Origin of the sequence: Mesorhizobium sp. M8A.F.Ca.ET.202.01.1.1 (assembly GCF_004791595.1) — a bacterium.
Taxonomy (GTDB): Bacteria; Pseudomonadota; Alphaproteobacteria; order Rhizobiales; family Rhizobiaceae; genus Mesorhizobium.
In genome coordinates this window covers 82,947-103,862 of sequence record NZ_SRUN01000016.1, presented here as the reverse complement: position 1 = coordinate 103,862, position 20,916 = coordinate 82,947, and the positions used below count along the sequence as shown (strand labels likewise).

At 64.2% G+C, this 20,916-nt stretch carries 20 protein-coding genes; 17 read left to right on the top strand and 3 right to left on the bottom strand.

Features of this window, described 5'->3' with window-relative positions:
- Positions 1 to 8: 8 nt before the first annotated feature.
- The 3 genes from EN845_RS28795 to EN845_RS28785 are packed head-to-tail and all read left to right on the top strand — an operon-like array spanning position 9 to position 2,818.
- The gene (locus tag EN845_RS28795) at positions 9 to 845 is read left to right on the top strand and encodes an ABC transporter ATP-binding protein (RefSeq protein WP_127873220.1); all 837 of its coding nucleotides are present in this window, start codon (positions 9 to 11) and stop codon (positions 843 to 845) included.
- Between the two features lie 12 nt (positions 846 to 857).
- The gene (locus EN845_RS28790) at positions 858 to 1,763 is read left to right on the top strand and encodes an ABC transporter permease (RefSeq protein ID WP_127873219.1); all 906 of its coding nucleotides are present in this window, start codon (positions 858 to 860) and stop codon (positions 1,761 to 1,763) included.
- 35 nt (positions 1,764 to 1,798) lie between these two features.
- Positions 1,799 to 2,818 carry an aliphatic sulfonate ABC transporter substrate-binding protein gene (locus tag EN845_RS28785; protein WP_127873218.1) on the top strand — a complete coding sequence of 340 codons (1,020 nt, stop codon included), beginning with the start codon at positions 1,799 to 1,801 and terminating at the stop codon, positions 2,816 to 2,818.
- Positions 2,819 to 2,874: 56 nt separating this feature from the next.
- On the opposite strand, the gene EN845_RS28780 is transcribed toward EN845_RS28785, so the two are convergent.
- A complete protein-coding gene (locus EN845_RS28780) occupies positions 2,875 to 3,903 on the bottom strand; it encodes a LacI family DNA-binding transcriptional regulator (RefSeq protein ID WP_127873217.1) in 1,029 nt (342 codons plus the stop codon).
- Between the two features lie 356 nt (positions 3,904 to 4,259).
- On the opposite strand from EN845_RS28780, the gene EN845_RS28775 reads away from it, so the two are divergent.
- The 14 genes from EN845_RS28775 to EN845_RS28710 all read left to right on the top strand — a co-directional run bounded on the left by EN845_RS28775 (position 4,260) and on the right by EN845_RS28710 (position 18,411).
- The gene (locus EN845_RS28775; protein ID WP_127873216.1) at positions 4,260 to 5,873 is read left to right on the top strand and encodes an extracellular solute-binding protein; all 1,614 of its coding nucleotides are present in this window, start codon (positions 4,260 to 4,262) and stop codon (positions 5,871 to 5,873) included.
- Between the two features lie 83 nt (positions 5,874 to 5,956).
- Positions 5,957 to 6,817 carry a carbohydrate ABC transporter permease gene (locus EN845_RS28770; RefSeq protein WP_015317068.1) on the top strand — a complete coding sequence of 287 codons (861 nt, stop codon included), beginning with the start codon at positions 5,957 to 5,959 and terminating at the stop codon, positions 6,815 to 6,817.
- Positions 6,814 to 7,773: a sugar ABC transporter permease gene (locus EN845_RS28765; protein ID WP_127873215.1), complete on the top strand. Its 960-nt coding sequence runs from the start codon at positions 6,814 to 6,816 to the stop codon at positions 7,771 to 7,773. Before EN845_RS28770 ends, EN845_RS28765 begins: the two co-directional genes overlap by 4 nt.
- Positions 7,770 to 8,861 (top strand): ABC transporter ATP-binding protein, encoded by a 1,092-nt coding sequence (locus EN845_RS28760; RefSeq protein ID WP_127873214.1) that lies wholly within the window; start codon positions 7,770 to 7,772, stop codon positions 8,859 to 8,861. The genes EN845_RS28765 and EN845_RS28760 overlap by 4 nt, the downstream gene beginning before the upstream one ends.
- 3 nt (positions 8,862 to 8,864) lie before the next feature.
- Positions 8,865 to 9,935, top strand: a complete 1,071-nt coding sequence (locus EN845_RS28755) for an ABC transporter ATP-binding protein (RefSeq protein ID WP_127873213.1) — start codon at positions 8,865 to 8,867, stop codon at positions 9,933 to 9,935.
- Positions 9,936 to 9,970: 35 nt separating this feature from the next.
- Complete coding sequence (locus EN845_RS28750) at positions 9,971 to 11,056, top strand: Gfo/Idh/MocA family oxidoreductase (RefSeq protein ID WP_127873212.1); 1,086 nt, start codon at positions 9,971 to 9,973, stop codon at positions 11,054 to 11,056.
- A 55-nt stretch (positions 11,057 to 11,111) separates the two neighbouring features.
- Entirely contained in the window at positions 11,112 to 12,026 is a 915-nt protein-coding gene (locus tag EN845_RS28745; RefSeq protein WP_127873211.1) for a sugar phosphate isomerase/epimerase, read from the top strand.
- Between the two features lie 56 nt (positions 12,027 to 12,082).
- The gene (locus EN845_RS28740; protein ID WP_127873210.1) at positions 12,083 to 13,027 is read left to right on the top strand and encodes a substrate-binding domain-containing protein; all 945 of its coding nucleotides are present in this window, start codon (positions 12,083 to 12,085) and stop codon (positions 13,025 to 13,027) included.
- Positions 13,028 to 13,083: 56 nt separating this feature from the next.
- On the top strand, positions 13,084 to 14,088 hold the full coding sequence (locus EN845_RS28735) for an ABC transporter permease (protein WP_245511823.1): 1,005 nt from the start codon (positions 13,084 to 13,086) through the stop codon (positions 14,086 to 14,088).
- Positions 14,089 to 14,090: 2 nt separating this feature from the next.
- Complete coding sequence (locus tag EN845_RS28730; RefSeq protein ID WP_127873208.1) at positions 14,091 to 14,873, top strand: ATP-binding cassette domain-containing protein; 783 nt, start codon at positions 14,091 to 14,093, stop codon at positions 14,871 to 14,873.
- Positions 14,874 to 14,883: 10 nt separating this feature from the next.
- A complete protein-coding gene (locus EN845_RS28725; protein WP_127873207.1) occupies positions 14,884 to 16,065 on the top strand; it encodes an aldose 1-epimerase family protein in 1,182 nt (393 codons plus the stop codon).
- Positions 16,066 to 16,150: 85 nt separating this feature from the next.
- Complete coding sequence (locus EN845_RS28720) at positions 16,151 to 17,233, top strand: fatty acid desaturase family protein (protein ID WP_127873271.1); 1,083 nt, start codon at positions 16,151 to 16,153, stop codon at positions 17,231 to 17,233.
- Between the two features lie 28 nt (positions 17,234 to 17,261).
- Positions 17,262 to 17,576 carry a MocE family 2Fe-2S type ferredoxin gene (locus EN845_RS28715; RefSeq protein ID WP_127280341.1) on the top strand — a complete coding sequence of 105 codons (315 nt, stop codon included), beginning with the start codon at positions 17,262 to 17,264 and terminating at the stop codon, positions 17,574 to 17,576.
- A 34-nt stretch (positions 17,577 to 17,610) separates the two neighbouring features.
- Positions 17,611 to 18,411 carry a 3-methyl-2-oxobutanoate hydroxymethyltransferase gene (locus tag EN845_RS28710; RefSeq protein WP_127873206.1) on the top strand — a complete coding sequence of 267 codons (801 nt, stop codon included), beginning with the start codon at positions 17,611 to 17,613 and terminating at the stop codon, positions 18,409 to 18,411.
- Here EN845_RS28710 and hutH read toward each other — a convergent pair.
- Positions 18,376 to 19,893 (bottom strand): histidine ammonia-lyase, encoded by a 1,518-nt coding sequence (hutH, locus tag EN845_RS28705; protein WP_127873205.1) that lies wholly within the window; start codon positions 19,891 to 19,893, stop codon positions 18,376 to 18,378. The two genes, EN845_RS28710 and hutH, sit on opposite strands and share 36 nt — an antisense overlap.
- The gene (locus EN845_RS28700; protein ID WP_127873204.1) at positions 19,890 to 20,891 is read right to left on the bottom strand and encodes an ornithine cyclodeaminase family protein; all 1,002 of its coding nucleotides are present in this window, start codon (positions 20,889 to 20,891) and stop codon (positions 19,890 to 19,892) included. The genes hutH and EN845_RS28700 overlap by 4 nt, the downstream gene beginning before the upstream one ends.
- Positions 20,892 to 20,916: the final 25 nt, after the last annotated feature.

Here is a 20,916-nt window from a genome sequence, read left to right as displayed (position 1 = left end):
GAGGGACCATGGACCGCATCGTCGTCAACGACATCAGCAAGACCTTCCAGCTCAAGCCGGGGCAGTTCGTCACTGTCGACGGCGAGGCGACAGACCGCGTCACCGTCCTCGACGGCGTCGATCTTGCCATCCGCAAGGGCGAGTTCATCACGCTGGTCGGTCCGAGTGGTTCGGGCAAGTCGGTGCTGCTCGACATCATCGGCGGGCTGACGCAGGCGACGGGTGGCGAGGTCCAGCTCGACGGCAGGCGGATTACAAAGCCTGATCCGAAGACCGGCTATGTCTTCCAGCAATATGCGCTGTTCCCCTGGCGCACGGCGCTGGCAAACATCGAATATGCGCTGGAAGTGCGCAGCGTCGCCAAGGCCGAGCGGACGGCGACGGCCCGGCATTTGTTGTCGCTGTTCGGCCTTGCCGGCTTCGAGGACCGTTTTCCCAATCAGCTGTCCGGCGGCATGCAGCAGCGCGTGGCGATCGCGCGCGCCTTGGCCAGCAATCCGGAAGTGCTGTTGATGGACGAGCCCTTCGCCGCGCTCGACCAGCAGACGCGTGAGCTGCTGCAGGGCGAGCTGTTGCGCATCTGGGGCAAGATCAAGACCACTGTCATCTTCGTCACCCACTCGATCGACGAGGCGATCTTCCTGGCCGACCGCGTGGTGGTGATGACGGCGCGGCCCGGCGCAGTGAAGGAGATCATCGATATCGACCTGCCAAGGCCACGCGACGGCGATATCCGCGCCAGCACCGAATTCAACCTGTATCGCGCCCGCGTCTGGGACGTGCTGCGCGACGAGGTCAACAAGGCGCAGAAGGACTGGACGCTGTCGCCGGCCTTCAGCCATTGAGGAGCTAGACCCATGGCCTATCTGACCGAAAAGCTCGGCCCCGCCATCGGCTTTCGCAGCGCTGCCGGCGAGGCTGCGGTTTCGACGAACGTCCCTGCGATCAAGACGCGCGGTGTCGCCGCAGGTGCCAAGGTTCGCGGGAAGGGAGCGCATGCCGGCACCTTCCTTTATGGCTTGCCGCTGCTTGGCCTGTTCTTTCTCTCCTGGGAGATCGCGCCGCGGCTCGGCTGGCTGAACCGCATCTTCTTCCCGCCATTGAGCGAGGTGCTGATCGCCTGGTGGGCGTTGCTCGCCTCGGGCGTGCTGGTCGAACATATCGGCATCAGCTTGCAGCGCGCCGCGATCGGCTTTGCGCTCGGTGTGGTGGTGGCCATACCGCTCGGCCTCTTGATGGGCCGCTATGCGCTGTTCGAGAAGGTCAGCGATCTTCTGGTGCAGACGCTGCGCAACACCTCGCAATTCGCGCTGCTGCCGGTGTTCATCCTGTTGCTCGGCATTGGCGAGGAATCGAAGGTGGCGATCACCTTCTACTCCTCGGTGTTCTTTCTCCTGGTCAACACTATCAGCGGGGTCAAGTCGGTCGATCCGCTGCTTATCAAGGCGGCACGCTCGATGGGTACGTCCGACTTCGACCTGTTTCGAAAAGTCATCCTGCCGGCGAGCATTCCCTCGATCGTCGCCGGCGCGCGGCTGGCGGTCAAATCCTCGCTGTTCGCGGTGATCGGCGCCGAGATGCTGGCGGCCAAATCCGGTCTCGGTTTCCTCATCCAGAACTCGCAGCTGATGATGGAAACGGCCGACATGTATGCCGGCATTTTGACGCTCACTGTCATCGGGCTGACCGTCAACTACCTGCTCGTCTGGTTCGAGCGCTGGGCCACGGCCTGGAAGGGGCAGTCCGAGTCTTCGCTCATTTAAGCCATCCATTCATACCAATCAGGAAGGATTTTTCCATGACCAGCATCGCATTCGATGGATTTCGCCGGCTGCTCCTCAAGGGCGCCATTGCCGTCGTCATAGGCCTTGGCGGCATGCCGGCCTTCGCGCAGGACAAGCCCGATGTCATCCGCATCGGCAGCACCGCGCCCGGGCATCTCAAATTCATCCTCGCCCAGAAGGATGGCTGGTGGGAAAAGGAATTCGCCAAGGACGGCATCAAGGTCGAACTGGTGACCTTTAATGGCGGCTCGGAGGCAACGACGGCGCTGGCGACCGGAGCGATCGAGTTCACCTACACCGGCAACAACCCGGCGCTGCGTGTCGCCGCCTCCGGCGCCGACGTCAAGCTGATCGGCCTGTCGAGCTATGTCAGGACAGGCGGCTCCTACATCGTCGTCAAGACCGATTCTCCGCTGAAGACATTGCAGGACCTCAAGGGCAAGAAGGTCGCCTATCTTACCGGCACGGTGCGGCATTCAAATTTCAGCAAGGCGTTGAACAGCGTCGGCCTGACGACGAATGATGTCGAGGGTCTGAACCTGCCTTTCGAGGCATCCGGCCCGGCACTGCTGCGCGGCGACATCGACGCCATCGTCGAGACGGATTCGACGGCGGCCAAGCTGGTCGATACCAGCGAGGCCCGCATCCTCTTCGACACCGGCACCCATCCGGAATGGAACGTGCCCAATGTCATCTCGGTCAACGGCGCCTTCGCGGCGAAATATCCCGATCTGGTCAAGCGCCTGCTGAAGGTCGATATCGAGATTTCGCGCTGGGCCGACGCTCATCCCGATGAGACGATCAAGACCTTCGTGGAGGCGACCAAGTCGTCGGAAAAATCGGTGCGCAAGACTTATGCCGATGGGGCGTTTCACCAGGACCCGAAACTCACCGACGATGCGATCGAGGCCCTGAAGGGCGAGGAAAAATTCATGGCCAGCGCCGGGCTTTTGAAAGGCTCGATCGATTACGGCAAATGGATCGACAAGAGCTTTGTCGACGCCGCCGCGGCGGAAGTCGCCGCTGTCCAGTAAGCCGGAGTGATCGGGGCAGCGCGCGTTCGCGGCGCTGTCCCGTTCGTCCGAGGATATCAAATCTCCGGGATGTTCTCCTTGAAGATCACCTGCAGCCTCGGCTGGTGCAATTCATAGGGCAGCCCCCGGACGGCATGGGTCAGGATGTTGAGCGCCTCGCGGGCCTCGACGCGCGGGTTCTGGTCGATGACCGCGTCGAGCGTGCCGTCGAGCAGCAATTCCTTGGTGCCGTCCGTCGCCTCATGGCCGAGGAAAACCATGGATCGCGCACGGCCGCGCTCCTTGAGCGCGCGCGCGATGCCGGTGTTGCCGGCGCCGACATTGTAGATCGCGGCAAGGTCCGGGTGCCGCTCCAGAAGGGCTGACGCCTCCGAATAGGCCTTTTCGCGGTCGTCGAGCATTTCGCGCATCTCGACGATCTGCAGGTTGGGTGACTCTTCCGTCAATATGTGCCGGAATCCCATCTCGCGTTCCTCATGGCCGCGATAGGACAGCGAGCCGGCAAACAGTGCCACCTTGCCGGGGCGTCCAGACCCCATGAAACGGTTGAGCAGATAGCCGGCCAGCCGCCCGGCAGCGCGGTTGTCGATGCCGATATAGGCGACTCTCGGCACATGCAGGATGTCGGAGGCGATGGTCACCACCTTGACGTCGTTGGCCGACAGCGAGCGGATCGCCTCGCGCACCGTCGGATGGTCGAGCGCGATGACGCCGACGCCTTGCGTCTGGCCGCGCAGATCCTGCAGCAAGCGGGCGAGCCGGTCGGGATTGAAGCCCTCTGTGGTGGCGATGTGAACGTCGAGATCGGGGCGGGCCAAGGCCTGCGCCTCGATATGGCGGTGCAGCATCTTGATGAAGGAATTCGTGCCCGCCGGCAGGGCGAAGTCGAGCCGGATGATCTCGCCGGGCACGGGCCTGGGCGGCGCGCCGTTCGGGCTCTCGGCGATGTAGCCGAGGCGCTGCGCCATCTCGAGCACGACCTCGCGCGTGCGCGGCCGTACACCGGGTCGATTGTTGAGCACGCGGTCGACGGTGGCGGCGGAGACGCCGGCTTCCCGGGCTATGTCAGTCAGGGTGGAACGCACCGTCTTTCATCTCCTCAATGCATCAGGATCACGCAATGCGGGCTGCCGGCCCGATGCTGCCAACGCCTCGCTATCCGCGATTCTGATGGGAAATGATGTATCCGGCCTTGGCCGATGCGCAAGCCGCCAGGCTAAATCAAGTCGCCCGGGGCGATCGTGCCGGGAAGGGAAAACACATTTCCCATCAAATCGAGGCATCTGGAGAGGTGTATGAACTCCGGTATGACGCATTCCCCGCCTCGTTGCGATGTTGTGAGGTATTTTGATCATTTATGATGTTGACAGCCTTCCGATACTGCCGTCAATATCCCTCATGGGCTCGTGGAGGAAACGTTGGCCCTGAGGGAGGAATTCCAATGTCTGATCTGATCCGCATCTCGCGGCGCCGGTTATTGGCGTCCGGAGGAAAGGCCGCGGTGTTCGTCGCCGCGACAGGTATCGCGCCACAATTCATTCGTCCCGGCCGCGCTTATGCAGCCGACGCACTGGCGCCCGGCATGATCGGCGGGCCGACCGGCTTCGACGGCGCCGAGCGTTATCAATACGGCCCCGACACGCCGGAAGGCCGCGCGGTCGAGGCCGCCAAGGCGCTGAAGGGGGCCGGCAAGGCGCCGGCCAAGATCGTGCTTGGCCTGTCGGACGGCTCGATCGGCCAGCTCACCCAGCCTTTCCCGGCCGGCGCGCCGTCGATCAAGGAGCTCTGGGAAAAGGAGACCGGCATCCCGATCGAGATCGTCGGCCTGCCGAATGGCCAGGAATTCACCAAGACCATGCAGGACATCTCCACCAAGGGTGGAGCCTATGACATCTATTCGACCGAGTGGAACCGCCTTGGCGACCTCGCCGAGACCGGCGGCATCGCCAAGCTCGACGACTTCGTCGCCCAGTACAAGCCGGAATGGGACGATCCCAAGACCGGCTATGTCGACGGCGCCAAGGGCGTGTCGCTGCTCAACAAATATCGCGGCTCGAACTACGGCGTGTCGCTGGACGGCGACTTCCAGACCTGGGTCTACCGCACCGACCTGTTCGGCGACGAAGCCGAGAAGAAGGCCTTCAAGGACAAATACGGCTACGACCTGGCACCGCCGAAGACCTGGAAGCAGCATGGCGACATCGCCGCCTTCTTCCAGCGTCCCGACAAGGGCCTGTTCGGCTCGACCGACCTGCGCAACCAGGGCTGGGGCTACACCAACTGGTATCAGCGCTATGTGTCGATGGCCTCGCCCAACCAGTTCCTGTTCGGCGATGACGGCAAGCCGCTGATCAATTCCGAGCACGGCATCGCGGCCACCAACGAATATGTCGAATCGCTCGCCCATCATTCGCCGGATGCGATCTCGTGGGGCTGGCCGGAGCAGTACGGCAATTTCGCCAAGGGCGGCGCGGCGATGACCTGCGCCTTCTCCAACCTGCCGAAATTCCTCGACAATGCCGGCAACAAGGACTCCAAGGTCACCGGCAAGATCGGCACGATGCTGCCACCCGGCCGCGAGATCGACGGCAAGCTGATCAGCCGCTCGGTGCTCTGGTTCTCGCTGACCGGCATGGTCTCGTCGCAGTCGAAGAACCAGGAGGTCGCCTATCTCCTGCTGCAATGGCTGGGCTCGGCGCGCATCTATGCCTGGATGAGCGCCAACCCCGGCGGCTATCTCGATCCGTTCCGGCTTTCGGATTTCTCCGATCCGCTGGTGCGCCAGACCTATCATGCCTACCACATGGACGTGGTGCGCGAGACGGTCGCCCGAACGGTGCCGACCATCAACTATCCCGGCGCCACCGCCTTCCACAACGCGCTGGACGAAAACCTCATGGCCTCGCTGACCAAGGCCAAGACGTCGGAGCAGGCGATGGCCGACACCGAAACCGAGTGGAAGAAGATCGCCCGGCGCATCGGCGAGGACAAATTGCTCGAAGCCATCAGGACCAACAAGGAGGCCTGGCCGACCGTTCTCGATCCGATCAGCTGATCCGTCTCCCTGGATCAGATCCGGAGGGGGAGGGGCGAAAGCTCTTCCCCTCCGCAACCGACGCCACCAGCAAAAGCAGCCAGATGAAGCGTTCCGTCCCCTTCGAGATATTCCGCTACGCCGCGATCCTGGCGGCGATGGCCGTCACGCTGGTGCCGATCCTGTGGATGGTCTCGATGGCCTTCAAGCCGATCGCCGAATGGTCGGCGACTGGTGCGGACCTGACATGGTGGCCGAAGAACCCGACGCTCAGCAATTTCCAGTTCGTGTTCGGCGAATCCACCAACAATCTGATCGTCGCGCTCGACCGCACCGCGCTGAAGCCGATCCTGTCGTCACTGCTGTCGGCGGTGTTCGGCACCGCGATCGCCATGTCGGCCGGCACGGCCGCCGCCTACGGCCTGTCGCGCTTCGGCTCCGGGCAGAACCTGCCGCTGGCGCTGATCCAGCTCAGGCTGTTTCCGCCGATGGCCGTCATGATCCCCGTGATGATCATGTGGGCTTTCCTCAACTTCACCGACAGCTGGTGGGGTCTGGCGCTGATCTATGGCATCGTCACGCTGCCGTTCGCCTTCTGGCTGATGAAGACCTTCTTCGACGACATGCCGCGCGAGATCGAGGAAGCCGCCTTGGTCGAAGGCTGCTCGCGGCTGCGGGTCTTCACCCGCATCACGTTGCCGATGATGCGCGCGCCGCTGGCTAGCGCTGCCCTCTTCGTCTTCATCCTCAACTGGTCGGACTATCTGATCGCGCTGCTTCTGACGACGCGCGAATGGGTGACGATCCCGGTCTACATGGCCTCGCTGTCGTCCTCGATGACCGGCCAGCTCTATGGCGCCAAGGCAGCACTCGGGCTGATCGCCGCCGTGCCGCCGGTCATCATGGGCATCGCCATCCAGCGCCATCTGGTGCGCGGGCTGACCTTTGGGGCGCTCAAGCAATGAGCGCCTTGACCGCAACGATTTCGGAGGACGAGATGGGCGCCGTGCGCGGCAAGCCAGTCCTGCGCGACGAAGGCACGCGGCTGGGCTTTCGCCTGACCTTGCCGGCGCAAATCCTGGTGCTGTTTATCTCGGCCTTTCCGCTGTTGATGCAGCTCTACATCAGCGTCACCGACTGGTCGCCGCTCTCGGGCCTCGGCTGGTGGAACGCCTGGGAGATGTGGAACAGCTTCGCCAACTACACCGATCTCGCCGCCGACGCGCGCTTCTGGAGCGCGCTGAAGCGCACTGCCATCGTCATGACCGTCTGCGTGCCAGCCGAGTTCCTGCTCGGCCTGGCACTTGCGACGCTGTTCGCCGACGATTTTCCCGGCAAGCGCATCTTCTATTCGATCCTCTTGATGCCGATGATGGTGGTGCCGGCGGTGGCCGGCTACATGTTCTTCATGCTGTTCCAGTCGGGCGGCCCGGTGAACGACATCCTGTCGGCAGTCACCGGCACGCAAGTCACCATCGCCTGGCTGTCGGACCCGACGCTGGCGCTGATCGCGGTGATGATCGCCGATATCTGGCAGTGGACGCCGCTGATGTTCCTGATCCTGCTTGCGGGCCTCGTCGGCGTGCCGGAGGACCAGATCAAGGCGGCGACGCTGCTCGGCGCCAATCCCTGGCAGCGCTTCACCACCATCGTGCTGCCGAAGATGAAGACGATCATCATCATCGCGCTGGCGATCCGGGTGATCGAGAACTTCAAGATCTTCGACACGCTCTACATCATGACCGGCGGCGGCCCCGGCGTCGCCACCGAAACCATCTCCGTCTACATCTACAAGGTCACCACGCAGGACCTAATCTGGGGCTATGTCGCGGCGATCGCGCTGGCCACCCTGGTCGTGCTCTCCATCGTCGCCGTGTTCGCCATGAAGCGCATGGCGCGGGCAAGGCAGGTGCCGGCATGAGCACGATCCAACTCAAGCACCTCACCAAGACATTCGGCGACTTCACGGCGCTGAAGACCATGGACCTCGACATATCGGACGGCGAGTTCATGGCGCTGCTCGGGCCGTCCGGCTGCGGCAAGTCGACGACGATGAACATGATCGCCGGCATGGAAGAGCCGAGCAGCGGCAAGATCCTGTTCGGCGAGCGCGACATGGCCGGGGTGCCGATGGGCCGGCGCGGCGTCGGCTTCGTGTTCCAGAATTATGCCATCTTCACCCATATGACGGTGCGCCAGAACCTTGCCTACGGGCCGAGGATGCGGGGTGCCGCCAAGGCCGAGATCGACCGGCGCGTCGGCGCCATCGCCGAACTGTTGCAACTGACGCCGCTGCTCGACCGCAAGGCAGACCGGCTCTCGGTCAATATCCTGCAGCGCGTGGCGATCGGCCGCTCCGCGATCATGGAGCCGGCGATCTTCCTGCTCGACGAGCCGCTGTCCAATGTCGACGCGGCCTTCCGCGCGGTCATGCGCACCGAGCTGAAACAGCTGCAGCGCCAGTTCAAGCAGACCATGGTCTATGTCACCCACGACCAGTTGGAAGCCATGACCATGGCCGACCGCATCGCGGTCATGGACCATGGCGTGCTGCAGCAGGTCGGCACGCCGCTCGAAGTCTACAACAATCCGGCCAATGTGTTCGTCGCCCGCTTCATCGGCGCGCCCGGCATGAACCTGCTCAAGGGCAGGCCGGCGGAGAGCGACCGGGGTCTGGTCGTCGATCTCGGGCCGCTGGGCATCACGCCGCCATTGCCGGATGAGCTGGCGGCCAGCGTGCGCGGCGCAGGCGGCGAGGTCCTCTACGGTTTCCGGCCGGAACAAGTGGCCTTGGCGCAAGACGGGCGCGGGCTTGCCATGCCTGTCACCTTCGTCGAACGCATCGGCGCACGTACCATCGTTCATCTCGGCCAGGGCGAGGGCGCCGTGAAAGCGGTCTTCGACAATGATGTCGGGTTGTCGATCGGGCAGGCCGCCGTCGTCGCACCCGCGGCGTCCTCGGTGCGCGTCTTCGACGCCGTCAGCGGCCTTGCGATGGGGGCGGGCTGAGCCATGGCCGATATCGTCTTCCGCAATGTCACGAAACGCTACGGCGACACACTCGCCGTCGACGATGCCTCGTTCACCGTCAACGACAACGAGTTCTTTTGCTTCTTCGGGCCGCCGCTGTCGGGCAAGTCGACCATCCTGCGGCTGGTGCTCGGGCTGGAGACGCCGGATGCCGGCGAAATCCTCATCGGTGGCAGGCCGGTCAACACCGTGTCGCCGGCCGAGCGCAACGTGGCGATGGTGTTCCAGAACCTGGCGTTGTTCCCGCATATGAGCGCGCTCGACAATGTCCGCTTTCCGCTGGTCGAGCGGAAGGTCGCCGACGTCGATATCAAGCGGCGCGTCGCCGATGTCGCGGCCAAGCTGCATATCGGCCATATCCTGCACAAGCCGCCGGCACAGCTTTCGGGCGGCGAGCGGCAGCGCGTGGCGATCGCACGGGCGCTGGTGCGCGATCCCAATGCCTACCTGATGGACGATCCGATCTCGGCGCTCGATGCGCGGCTGCGCGAGGAAACGCGCGTTGAGTTGAAGCGCATCCAGCGCGACCTCGGCAAGACGCTGATCTATGTCACCCATGACCAGGAAGAGGCGATGTCGATCGCCGACCGCATCGCCATCCTGGACAATGGCAGGATCAGGCAGATCGGCGCGCCGGCCGAGATCTATGACCGCCCGGTCAGCACCTATGTGGCGCGGCTGCTCGGTTCGCCTGTCATGAACATCCTCAAATCCGTTCGCGGCGAGAGCGGCGTCGAAGCCGCCGAAGGCGCGCTCAGCATCGCCGACCGCGCGGCTCCGGCCGACGCAGTCGAGATCGGACTGAGGCCGGAAGACATCAAGGTCAGCCCCTGGAGCGACAACGAGAAGGCGGGCCGGGGCCGCCCGGCGCGGGTGTTCGAGGTCGAGCCGCTTGGCGGCTACACCGTGGTGACGCTCGCCGCCGGGCAGGCGCGGCTGAAGGCACTGCTGCGCGGCCAGCCCGATATCAGGCCCGATGCGATGGTGGCGATATTCTGCGAGCCGGCACGCGTGCATTATTTCGGACAGGGCGGAGGCGCGTTGGCAAGATGAATGCGGCCGCGAGGACAGAATTTCGGGAGGAAGGCATGACAGGCAAGGGCTTCGAGCCGGATGTGAAGGTCCGCACGAAGGAATACAGGATCGGCTGCGTCGGCGCCGGCATGATCATGGCCGAGTGCCACCTGGCCGCTTACAAGGAGGCGGGGTTCCCGGTGGTGGCGATCGCTTCGCGCACAAAGGCGAATGCGCAAAAGGTCGCCGACCGTTGGAGCATCCCGACCGTCCACGACACGCCTGAACAACTGATCGAGGACGCAAACGTCGAGATCATCGACCTTGCCTTTCCGCCCGACCAGCAGCCGGCGCTGATCCGCCATGCGCTGAAGCAGAAGCACATCAAGGCGATCCTGGCGCAGAAGCCATTGGCGCTTTCGGTCGAGGAAGCGGTCAAGCTGCGCGACGAGGCGACGAAGGCCGGCAAGATCCTCTCGGTCAACCAGAACATGCGCTACGACCAGTCGATGCGCGTGCTGAAGCAGATCATCGACAGCGGCGCGCTCGGCGACATCGTCTTCGCGCAGATCGACATGCATGCCATCCCGCATTGGCAGACTTTCCTTCAGGGTTACGACCGGCTGACGCTCGCCAATATGAGCGTGCATCACCTCGACGTGCTGCGCTTCCTGTTCGGCGATCCCGACGAGATCACGACGCTGACGCGTAAGGATCCGCGCACGCAGTTCGACCATTCCGACGGCATCACCGTCTCGACGCTGCGTTTCCCCACAGGCGTGCTCGCCGTGTCGCTGGAGGACGTCTGGTCCGGTCCGCGCCAGGAGGGCTATCGCGACGACCAGCACATCAACTGGCGCGTCGACGGCACCAAGGGCGTCGCCAAGGGCATGATCGGCTGGCCGACGGGTGCCGCCTCGACACTGACTTACGCCTCGGCGGAGACGACCGGGGGCGAGTGGGTCAGCCCGAGCTGGGAGACGATGTGGTTCCCGCATGCCTTCATCGGCGTGATGGAGCAGCTGCAGCACGCGGTGAAGACAGGCACGCCGCCGGCGCTGTCGGTCGCCGACAACGTCAAGACCATGGCGCTGGTCGAAGCGGGCTACCGCTCGATCGACGAGGGCCGAACGGTCAAGCTTTCCGAAATCGCCACCTGATCATCGCAACTGAAACACCAGACAACTGAATCGCTTACAGGGAGGAATTCACATCATGATGCAGGCAGGTATTTTCACGGGCTATTTCCCGTACGGCCTTGAAGAGACGGCGAAGAAGATCCGCGGGCTCGGTTTCAATACGGTGCAGCTCGACCTGCATTTCAGGGATGTCGACCTGTCGGCCGGCCAGATCACCAAGGACAAGGCCAAGAAGGTGCGCGACGTCTTCCGCGACAACAATCTGCCGGTCTGCTGCGTATCGGGCTACACCAACATCATTCATCCTGACAACGCCGAGCGTGACAAGCGCGTCGGCTATCTCAAGGAGATTATCCGTAACGCCCGTCATTTCGGCTCGCCTTACGTGATCTCGGAAACCGGCACCTACAACACCGAATCCGACTGGGTGCATCACCCCAAGAACAAGACCGAGGAAGGGTTCGAGGAATGCCGCAAGGTGATCGCCGACCTCGCCCAGACGGCCTATGACCACGGCGCGGTGTTCCTGCTCGAAACCTATGTCAACAACGTCGTCGGCTCGGTCGAGGAGACGGTCAGGATGTTCGCGCAGGTCGATCATCCCGGTCTCGGCCTGCTGATGGATCCGACCAATTATTTCGAGACCCACAACATCGACCGGATGGACCAGATCCTGAACCAGGTGTTCGACACGCTGACCGACAAGATCAAGATCGCGCATGCCAAGGACGTCAAGCGCTCGGGCGACGACAAGTCGGAGAAGCATGCCGACATCGGTGACGCCGACGCGATGGAAAGCCACACCTTCCGTGGGGTTGGTGAAATCGAACTGCCGGCGCCCGGCCTCGGTTCGCTGAACTACGACCTCTATCTCCAGCGGCTGGCTGAAAAGCATCCGAACATCCCTGTGATCATCGAGCATCTGTCGGAGGACGACGTGCCGCGCGCCAAGACGTTCCTCGACGGGAAGTTCCGCGCCAACGGCCTGTGACGGCTAGCCGCGCCGCCCGGTGCGTGGCGGCGCGGCGTCAAACAAGGGAGGAAAGAATGTTGAAATTCGCTTGGAAACTGGCTGCCGCCGCGACAGTGCTCGCCGGCGTCGCCCTTGGCACGACGGCGCAGGCGCAGGACAGCCAGAAGACCTTCTATCTCTTGTCGCATGGCGGCCCGTCGGATGCGTTCTGGATCGACTGGAACGCCGGCGCGACCAAGGCCTGCGACCAGCTCAAGGTGACCTGCAAGATCTCCTTCAGCGGCGGCGACATGGCGGCACAGAAGGAGGCCTTCAATTCGGCGCTTGCCGCCAAGCCCGACGGCATCGCCACCACCTCGGCGCAGCCGGGCCTGTGGACCGAGGAGGTGAAAGCGGCAAAGTCGGCCGGCATCCCGATCGTGTTCTTCAACACCGACGATCCGGCGACCGGACGGCAGGCCTATGTCGGCGCGGATCTCAAGGAAGCGGGCGTCACCTGGGCCAAATACCTCGTCGACCACAAGATGGTGAAGCAGGGCGACAAGGTTTTCCTGCCGGTCGAGGTTCCCGGCGCCAGCTATCAGCAGCTCGAGACTGAGGGCATTGCCAGCGTTTTCGATCCGTTGGGGATCAAATATGACGTGGTCGATTGCGGCACCGACCCGGCCGGCATCATCGCCAAGATGACCGACTACATGGTCGCCAACAATCCGCCGGCGATCATCGCGCTCGGCGATTCCGTGGCGGCCAGCGTCAAGCGCGTGTTCGATGGCGCCGGTGTGCCGGCGGGCAAAATCCCCGTCGTCGGCTGGGGCAATTCCAAGGAGACGGCGCAGGCCGTCAAGGATGGCTTCGTCAACGCCGCCGCCTGGCAGTACCCGTCCGCGCAGGGCTTCATGCCGGTGGCGCTGCTCGGGCTCGCTGCCTCGGGCGAACCGATCGGCTACGACATCCATACTTTCGGTCTCTACGACGCCGCCAGCGTCGAGCCGATCCTGAAGCTCTACGACAAGAAATGAGAAGCCGGCGCCCGCCTAAAGCGGCGGGCGTTTTTCCAAGCATGGTCCAAGCAGTCATGACAATTGCCGCAGAAGACGACGCGCCGAGGGCGAAAGGCAGGTCCAGCCTGCTGTGCTCGCCGCAATTCTCCTCCTTCATCATCCTCATCGTCCTGCTGGCGGTGTTTGCTGTCGCCGACGCCAATTTCCTGTCGCCGCTCAACATCTCCAACATGATGGCGTTCCTGCCCGAACTCGGCATCATCGCGCTCGGCATGACGCTGCTTTTGACGGCAGGCGAATTCGACCTTTCCGTCGGCGCCGTGTTCGGGCTGGCGCCTGTGGTGGTGATGCTGCTGGTGCAGAATGGGGGCGTCGATATCGGCGTGGCGCTGCTTACCGGGCTGCTGCTCTGCATCGCGATCGGCGCGATCAACGGACTGATCGTCACCAAGATCGGCATTTCGTCCTTCCTGGTGACACTGTCGATGCTGCTCGTCGTGCGCGGGGCAGCGCTTTACATCACGCAGGGCTTTCCGCTGAAATCCTGGGACCAGCCGGGATTCTTCGTGACACTGCTGGCGGGCAGCTTCAACATCGGTTCGTTCCGCTTCTACACATCGCTGTGGTGGTTCATCGGCCTTTCGGCGTTTGCCATCTACATCCTGCGTTACGCCAAGCTCGGCAACTGGATCAGCGCCATTGGTTCGAACCGCAACGCGGCGGTGGCGCGCGGCGTGCCCGCCGATAGCGTCAAGATCTGGCTGTTCGTCGCGACCTCCATGCTGGCCGGCCTTGCCGGCATGATCAGCGCCTTCCGCATCTCCGCCGCCTCGCCGGTGGCCGGCACCGGCTACGAGTTGGAGGTGATCGCCATGGTGGTCGTCGGCGGCACGGCGCTGACCGGCGGACGCGGTACGATCCTCGGCACCATCGTCGGCGCGCTGATGCTGCGCGCCATCCGAAACGGCATCGTGCTGATCGGCGTGCCGGGGCTCGCCTACAACATCTTTGTCGGCCTGATCATCCTCGCCATGCTCATCCTGCACGCTTTGCTGCAGAAGAACGCCGCAAGGGGCTGACGATGATGCAAGAAGTACTTCGGCTGCAGAACCTGCAAAAGTCCTTCGGCAGCGTGCGGGCGCTGAAGAACGCCTCGCTGACATTGCGGGAAGGCGAGGTGGTGGCGCTGCTCGGCGACAATGGCGCCGGCAAATCGACGCTGATCAAGGCGATCTCGGGTGTCTTCCCCGTCGATCGCGGCGACATCTATGTGCGCGGCGAGAAGGTTTCGATCCGCTCGACGCGCGATGCCATGGACCTCGGCATCGAGACCATCCACCAGGACACGTCGCTGGCGCCGGACCTCAGCATCGCGCGCAATCTTTTCCTCGGCCGCGAGCCGGTCAATTTCGGCTGGCTCGGCGTGTTCGCGCCGCTCGACCTCGCCAAGCTGCGCGAAGCCGCCTCGGCGTTGCTGAAGCGCGTCGGCATCTCGAAAAAGCTCGACGCGGACGCGCTGGTGAGCACACTTTCGGGCGGCGAACGTCAGTCGATCGCGATCTCGCGCGCCATGCAGTTTGCCGCCAAGGTCATCATCCTCGACGAGCCGACCAACAATCTCGGCGTCGAGGAGACCCATGGCGTGCTGCGTTTCGTCAAGGAGGTGCGCGACGCCGGCCATTCGGTGCTGCTGATCACCCACAACATCCACCATGTCTTCCAGGTCGCCGACCGCATCGTCGTGATGCGGCGCGGTGAGATCGTCGCCGAACAGACGGTCGCCGACACCGACCTCTTGACCGTGGAAAGCATCATCACCGGCGCCGACATGTCGGCCTTGCTCAAGGAGGCGAGGGCAAAGTGAAGGGCGTCGCATGGTAGAGCTATACGGCAAGACGCTGTCACGCCGGCAAGTGGCCGAGCGATCCGGCATGCTGTCGCAATTCGCCGGCGTGCGGCTGATGACGCTCGGCGACGGTGTGGAGCGCGGCATCCGTATGCTCGAATTCCGCACCGGCTCGGGCCTGCGCTTCACCGCGCTGGTCGACCGGGCGCTCGACATCGCCGATTGCGACTTCAAGGGCCAGGCGATCGGCTGGCATTCACCGAGCGGCTTTCGCCATCCGGGCCTGCACGAGTATGAAGGGGAAGGGGGGCTGGCCTGGGCGCGCTCGTTCTCCGGCCTGCTCGTCACCTGCGGCCTCGACCATGTTCTGGGCCGTGAGACCGTACCCGCCGACAGCTACAACTACCCCGGCAGGAAGACGGTGCTCCATTCGCTGCATGGCCGTGTCGGCACCATCCCGGCGCGGCTGACCGGCTATGGCGAGCGTTGGGACGGCGACCGTTGCGTGCTGTGGGCCGAAGGCATCGTCCAGCAATCGGCGGTATTCGGCGAGGACCTCCATCTCATCCGCCGCATCGAGGCCGATGTCGGCGGCAACGAGATCCGGCTTTCCGACCATGTCGTCAATCACGGCTTCAACCGCACGCCGCATATGTATTTCTATCATGTCAATATCAGCCATCCCTTGCTGGATGAGGGCTCGCGTTATCTGGCGCCGATCCGCGACGTCGTCTGGGCCGGCCATGCCGGCGAGCGCTACGCGGCGCAGAAGGTCGGCTATCGCACGGCGCCTGCGCCGCAACCGGGCTTCAGCGAACAGGTCTGGCAGCATGAGATGGCTGCCGATGCCAATGGCGAGGTGCCGGTGGCCGTCGTCAACGACCGCATCGGGCTCGGTCTCGAACTGGTGACGCGCAAGGACCAGTTGCCGTGTGCCTACCAGTGGCAGAATTTCCAGGCCGGGCAGTACGCGCTGGGGATGGAGCCTTCGACCCACCATGTGCTGGGCGATCTCGCCGCCCGCGAGCGCGGCGAGATGATCTGGCTGGAGCATGGCGAAAGCCGGGCCTACGACGCGGTGTTCCGGGTTCTCGACGGCGCCGGTGAGATCGCGGCGGCCGAAGCCAGGATCGCGGCTATCGCCCGACAGCCCGAGCAGGATTATCCTGAGCCTTCCGGAAACTTTCCAAGACTGGCCGGCAGGACATGAGCGCGACATTCATCCAAAGCAAGCCCTCCGGCCGGCGGACCGGATTGCCAGCGGTGCGCGACGATTGGAGGTCAGTGTGACGACGATGGCAAAGAAGCGCGACTACAGCCTGGTCGGCGAAAGCACCCGGGCCGCGATCGAGACCGGCCTGGCCTCGGCCGAGTGGTACCACACCGACGTCTCACGCAAGGCGATGAAGGAACTTATGCAGCGTTCCGACGGCCCGGCGATCCGCGACACCGTCATCTGGATTGTCGCGATCCTGGGTTCGGCCGCCGGCATCGTCTGGTTCTGGGGTTCGTGGTGGACGGTGCCGTTCCTGTTCGTCTACGGCGTGCTCTACGGCTCGTCGAGCGACTCGCGCTGGCACGAGTGCGGCCACGGCACGGCGTTCCGCACGCGCTGGATGAACGATGTCGTTTATCACATCGCCTCGTTCATGCTGATGCGCAATCCCGTGCAATGGCGCTGGAGCCATGCCCGCCACCACACCGACACCATCATCGTCGGCCGCGACGCCGAGATCGCCGTCATGCGTCCGCCGGACCTGTTGAAGGCGGGGCTGGCGTTCACCGGCATTCTCGATTTCCGCTATTCGCTGCCGACGCTGGTGCGACAGGCCTTCGGCAGGCTGTCGGATGAAGAGAAGAGCTATATCCCCGAGATGGAACAGCATAGGGCGGTCGTCGCCGCCCGCTGGCACGTCGCCATCTATGTCGGGACGATCGCGCTTGCCATCGCGCTGAGGTCGTGGATACCGCTGGTGCTGATCGGCCTGCCGCGCCTCTACGGCACCTGGCACATGGTGACGACCGGCCTGCTGCAGCATATCGGTCTGGCCGACAATGTCGTCGACCACCGGCTCAACACCCGCACCGTCTACATGAACCCGATCAGCCGGTTCATTTACTGGAACATGAACTACCATGTGGAGCACCACATGTTCCCGATGGTGCCCTATCACGCGCTGCCCAGGCTGCACGAACTGATCAAGCATGATCTGCCCCAGCCGAACCCGTCGATGTGGCATGCCTACCGCGAGGTTTGGCCGGTGCTGCTCCGGCAGCTGAAATACGAGGATTATTACCTCAAGCGCGAACTGCCGCCGACGGCCAGCCCCTATCGCGGCGAGTTCCACGAGGTCGATATGTCGGCGGCGGCCGAATAGCGATCGATAATGTCCGCAGGAGATTGAGATGGCCGAGTGGCTGGAAGCGTGCGCCGTGGACGATGTCGAGGAAGAGGATGTCATCCGCTTCGACCATGGTGGGCGGAGCTTCGCGATCTATCGCTCGCCGGATGACGAGTTCTTCGCCACCGATGGTTTTTGCACGCATGAAAAGGCGCATCTGGCCGACGGGCTTGTCATGGACGACATCATCGAATGTCCCAAGCACAATGGCCGCTTCAACTACAAGACCGGCCAGGCCAAGGGCGCGCCGGTCTGCGTCAACCTCAAGACCTATCCAGTCCGAATCGAAGCTGGCAAGGTGATGATCGAGATCGGCTGACGAGCCGCCATCCAGAAACAGGGACAAGAGTTCAATGAGCCGAAAGAGACCGACCGTCGCCGATCTGCGCGCCATGAAGGGCAAGCGGCAGCTGACCATGCTGCGCGTGCTGACACTGGATGAGGCGGAAGCCGCCGAGCGGGCAGGGGTCGACATCGTCTCGGTGCCGCCCGAACTGGTGCTCAATCCGCAATACCGCGATGCGGCGCCCAGCCTGTTCACCATGCCGGGCGACAATTTCTACGAGATCGGCACATCGGACGATTTCCTGCGTTGGGCTTTTCGGCTCTACAAGGCCGGCGCCGACGCGGTCTATTGCAGCGCCGGCTATGCCACCATCAAGCGGATGGCGGACGATGCCATTCCCGTCATCGGCCATGTCGGCCTCATTCCATCGCGCGCGACCTGGACAGGCGGCTTCAAGGCTGTCGGCAAGTCCGCCGACACGGCCATGCAGGTGTTCGAGGCGGTGAAGCAACTGGAGGCAGTGGGCGCCATCGGCGCCGAAATAGAAGTTGTGCCGGTCGAAGTGGCGAAGGCGATCTCGGAGCGGACGTCGCTGATCATGCTGTCGATGGGCGCGGGCACCGGCTGCGACGCGCAATATCTATTCGCCGACGACATCCTTGGCCAGAACAGAGGCCACATGCCGCGCCACTCCAAGGTCTATCGCAACTTCGCCGCCGAGTATGACCGGCTGCAGGCCGAGCGGGTGGCGGCGTTCTCCGAATATGTCGCCGACGTCAACAGCGGCGCCTATCCCGAGGACAGGCACATCGTGCACATGGACCCGACCGAGCTACGCCTGTTTCTCGACAAGGTCGGCCGGAGCTAGGGCCGGCCGCCACGCATTGCCGGCCAGCGCGGCGTGGAGTGCCTCCGCATCGACGCCGAGCGGCCGGTCCTCCTTCAGGGAAGGGACCAGCGCGCGTATCGCCGTGTGGACGGCTGACGTGCCTGGTGCCAGCGTCAACCCTTCACGCAGGTCGACGGCCTGGGCGGCCGCCATCAGTTCGAAAGCGATCAACCGCCGCCACAGCACGATCATGTCAGCGCATTTCGAAACCGCCAGCGGCGTCTGCGTGGCGTGATCCTCGACGCCTTCCGAGACGGGCAGGAAGTCGAGCATCACCGGATTGGCCTTGTGACGGATGGCAGCCAGGATCGATGTCACCGTCTTCTGCAGCGGCACGAAACCGGCCGAGGCGCCGCCGACCGGCGACAGATATTTCGGCAGGCTGTTGCGGCCCGAGCCGGTGAGCTGGACGAAGCGGGCTGCACTGGCGGCCGCGCATTGAGCGATTGCCAGGCTGAGCGCCTCGAAGGCGAGCGCCAGCGAAGCGGTGTGGAAGTTGCCGGTCGACAGCACCAGCCCGTCGTCGCTCAGAACCAGCGGGTTGTCGGCGGCGGCATTGAGTTCGATCTCGACGGCGCGTTTTGCCTGGCCGATCGCCTCGATCAGCACGCCATGGATCGAGGGCATGCAGCGGATCGACAGCGGATCCTGTAGGGTGGTGGGCGCCGGCGCTTCGTCGCGGGCGAGAAGATCGTGCAGCGCCTTGGCGGCTTCCTGCTGGCCAGCGGCTGGCCGCGCCATGTGCAGGCGCGGGTCGAGGATGGTGCGGTTGGCGCCAAACCCTTCCATGGTCAGCGCGCCGGCCTGCTGCTGCTGGTCAAGGGCCGACAACGCGTCCGTGACCACAAGCGAGCCGCCGCCAGCGGAGACGGCGGAAGCGTTGATCAGCGACAGCCCATCCGTGGGCGCCAGGCCGATGGGGCCGAGACGGGCCATCATCAGCGCCTTGACCGCCGGCATGCGCCTTCCCTGATAATCGGCTTCGCCTTCGCCGATCAGCAGGCGGGCGATCGCGGTCATCAGCACCAGGTCGCCGGCGCCGATGGAGCCGAGCGACGGCATCACCGGATGGACGCCGGCGTTGAGGACATCGACCAGGGCAACGAACACTGCGGGCGACAGGCCGGAGCCGCCCGCCGACAGCATCGTCAGGCGGGCGAGCATGGTTGCCCGCACGGTTTCGACCGGCAGGGCCCCGCCGACCGCGCCGCTGCGGCCTTCGAGCAACTGGCGCTGGAAGGCGCTGGCGTCACCCTCGACCGATGTGCCGAGATTGGCGCCGAGACCGGTGTTCAGGCCGTAGATCTGCTGGCCCGAGGCTGCGGCCTGGTCGAGCACCTTTCGTGCCTTCTCCAGCCTGCCGATGACATCGGCTCCGATTTCCACCTTGCGCGCCTCGCGGGCGACGGCGGCGACATCGCCGACACTGACGCCGGCCCCGGTGAGGACGAGCGCGCTCATGCGAAGCGCAGCCTCTGGCCGATGCCTTGCGCCTGTGCCTTGGCCAGCATCGCCTTGCCAAGCGCGATGTCGGACAGCGACAGGCCACGATGCCAGAACAGGATGGTCTCGTCGTCGCTCTGCCGTCCCGGCCTCAGGCCGGCGGCGATCTGGCCGAGTTCGGCATGCAGCGTCGTCTCGCTCAGCCGCCCGGTCTCGACATGGGCGCGCAGCGAGCCGAACTTGCCGCCCTTGCACTGGCCCCAATCGTCGACGACCATCTTCTGCATGATGTCGGTCAGCGACAGCTCCACCGCGCTCATCGTGCCATAGGGCACCACCAGCGCGCCGGGCTTGATCCATTCGGTCTTGAGCAGCGGTTGCGGCTCCGGCAGGCGCGAGGCCTCGACGACAATGTCGGCCCCTTCGACGCAGCTTTTCCAGTCGGCCACGGCGGTGACCGTCTTGCCGAGGTCGGCCGACAATTTGGCGGCAAAGCCGTCGCGGCTTTCCGGCCGGCGCGAGTGGACGCGGATTTCGTCGAAATCGAAGAGATGGTCGAGCAGGCGCACGTTCCAGTAGGCGGTGCCGCGCGCGCCGATATGGGCCAGCACTTTCGAGTTCTTGCGCGCCAGATGTTTGGCGCCGATGGCGGTGACGGCGCCGGTGCGCATGTCGGTGATGACGGTGGCGTCGAGGATGGCGCGTGGGGTGCCGGTGCGCGGATCGAACAAATTGAGGATGCCGAATTCCGAAGGCAGGCCGTGAAGGTAGTTGTCGACATAGTCGCCGACGATCTTGACGCCCGCGGTATCGAGCGGCGCGACGTAGCCGCGCAGGACATTGAAATGGCCGTGGAAGGACGGGTCGGGTTCGAGGTGGACACGCGGCTCGATCACCGTCTGGCCCTTGCCTTGTGCGATGAGCCCGGCCTCGACCGCACCGATGATCTCGGCATCGGTCATGGCAAGGGCTTCGATGTCGAGGGCATTGAGGTAGTCGATATAGATAGGCTTCATGCGTCTGCGTTCCTCGGCCACCCCG

What these genes read in the sequence shown, in the direction of transcription:
- EN845_RS28795 (WP_127873220.1), top strand. Translation starts at nt 9, where the DNA reads ATGGACCGCATCGTCGTCAACGACATCAGCAAGACCTTCCAGCTCAAG.
- EN845_RS28790 (WP_127873219.1), top strand. Translation starts at nt 858, where the DNA reads ATGGCCTATCTGACCGAAAAGCTCGGCCCCGCCATCGGCTTTCGCAGC.
- EN845_RS28785 (WP_127873218.1), top strand. Translation starts at nt 1,799, where the DNA reads ATGACCAGCATCGCATTCGATGGATTTCGCCGGCTGCTCCTCAAGGGC.
- EN845_RS28775 (WP_127873216.1), top strand. Translation starts at nt 4,260, where the DNA reads ATGTCTGATCTGATCCGCATCTCGCGGCGCCGGTTATTGGCGTCCGGA.
- EN845_RS28770 (WP_015317068.1), top strand. Translation starts at nt 5,957, where the DNA reads ATGAAGCGTTCCGTCCCCTTCGAGATATTCCGCTACGCCGCGATCCTG.
- EN845_RS28765 (WP_127873215.1), top strand. Translation starts at nt 6,814, where the DNA reads ATGAGCGCCTTGACCGCAACGATTTCGGAGGACGAGATGGGCGCCGTG.
- EN845_RS28760 (WP_127873214.1), top strand. Translation starts at nt 7,770, where the DNA reads ATGAGCACGATCCAACTCAAGCACCTCACCAAGACATTCGGCGACTTC.
- EN845_RS28755 (WP_127873213.1), top strand. Translation starts at nt 8,865, where the DNA reads ATGGCCGATATCGTCTTCCGCAATGTCACGAAACGCTACGGCGACACA.
- EN845_RS28750 (WP_127873212.1), top strand. Translation starts at nt 9,971, where the DNA reads ATGACAGGCAAGGGCTTCGAGCCGGATGTGAAGGTCCGCACGAAGGAA.
- EN845_RS28745 (WP_127873211.1), top strand. Translation starts at nt 11,112, where the DNA reads ATGATGCAGGCAGGTATTTTCACGGGCTATTTCCCGTACGGCCTTGAA.
- EN845_RS28740 (WP_127873210.1), top strand. Translation starts at nt 12,083, where the DNA reads ATGTTGAAATTCGCTTGGAAACTGGCTGCCGCCGCGACAGTGCTCGCC.
- EN845_RS28735 (WP_245511823.1), top strand. Translation starts at nt 13,084, where the DNA reads ATGACAATTGCCGCAGAAGACGACGCGCCGAGGGCGAAAGGCAGGTCC.
- EN845_RS28730 (WP_127873208.1), top strand. Translation starts at nt 14,091, where the DNA reads ATGATGCAAGAAGTACTTCGGCTGCAGAACCTGCAAAAGTCCTTCGGC.
- EN845_RS28725 (WP_127873207.1), top strand. Translation starts at nt 14,884, where the DNA reads ATGGTAGAGCTATACGGCAAGACGCTGTCACGCCGGCAAGTGGCCGAG.
- EN845_RS28720 (WP_127873271.1), top strand. Translation starts at nt 16,151, where the DNA reads ATGGCAAAGAAGCGCGACTACAGCCTGGTCGGCGAAAGCACCCGGGCC.
- EN845_RS28715 (WP_127280341.1), top strand. Translation starts at nt 17,262, where the DNA reads ATGGCCGAGTGGCTGGAAGCGTGCGCCGTGGACGATGTCGAGGAAGAG.
- EN845_RS28710 (WP_127873206.1), top strand. Translation starts at nt 17,611, where the DNA reads ATGAGCCGAAAGAGACCGACCGTCGCCGATCTGCGCGCCATGAAGGGC.
- hutH (WP_127873205.1), bottom strand. Translation starts at nt 19,893, where the DNA reads ATGAGCGCGCTCGTCCTCACCGGGGCCGGCGTCAGTGTCGGCGATGTC.
- EN845_RS28700 (WP_127873204.1), bottom strand. Translation starts at nt 20,891, where the DNA reads ATGAAGCCTATCTATATCGACTACCTCAATGCCCTCGACATCGAAGCC.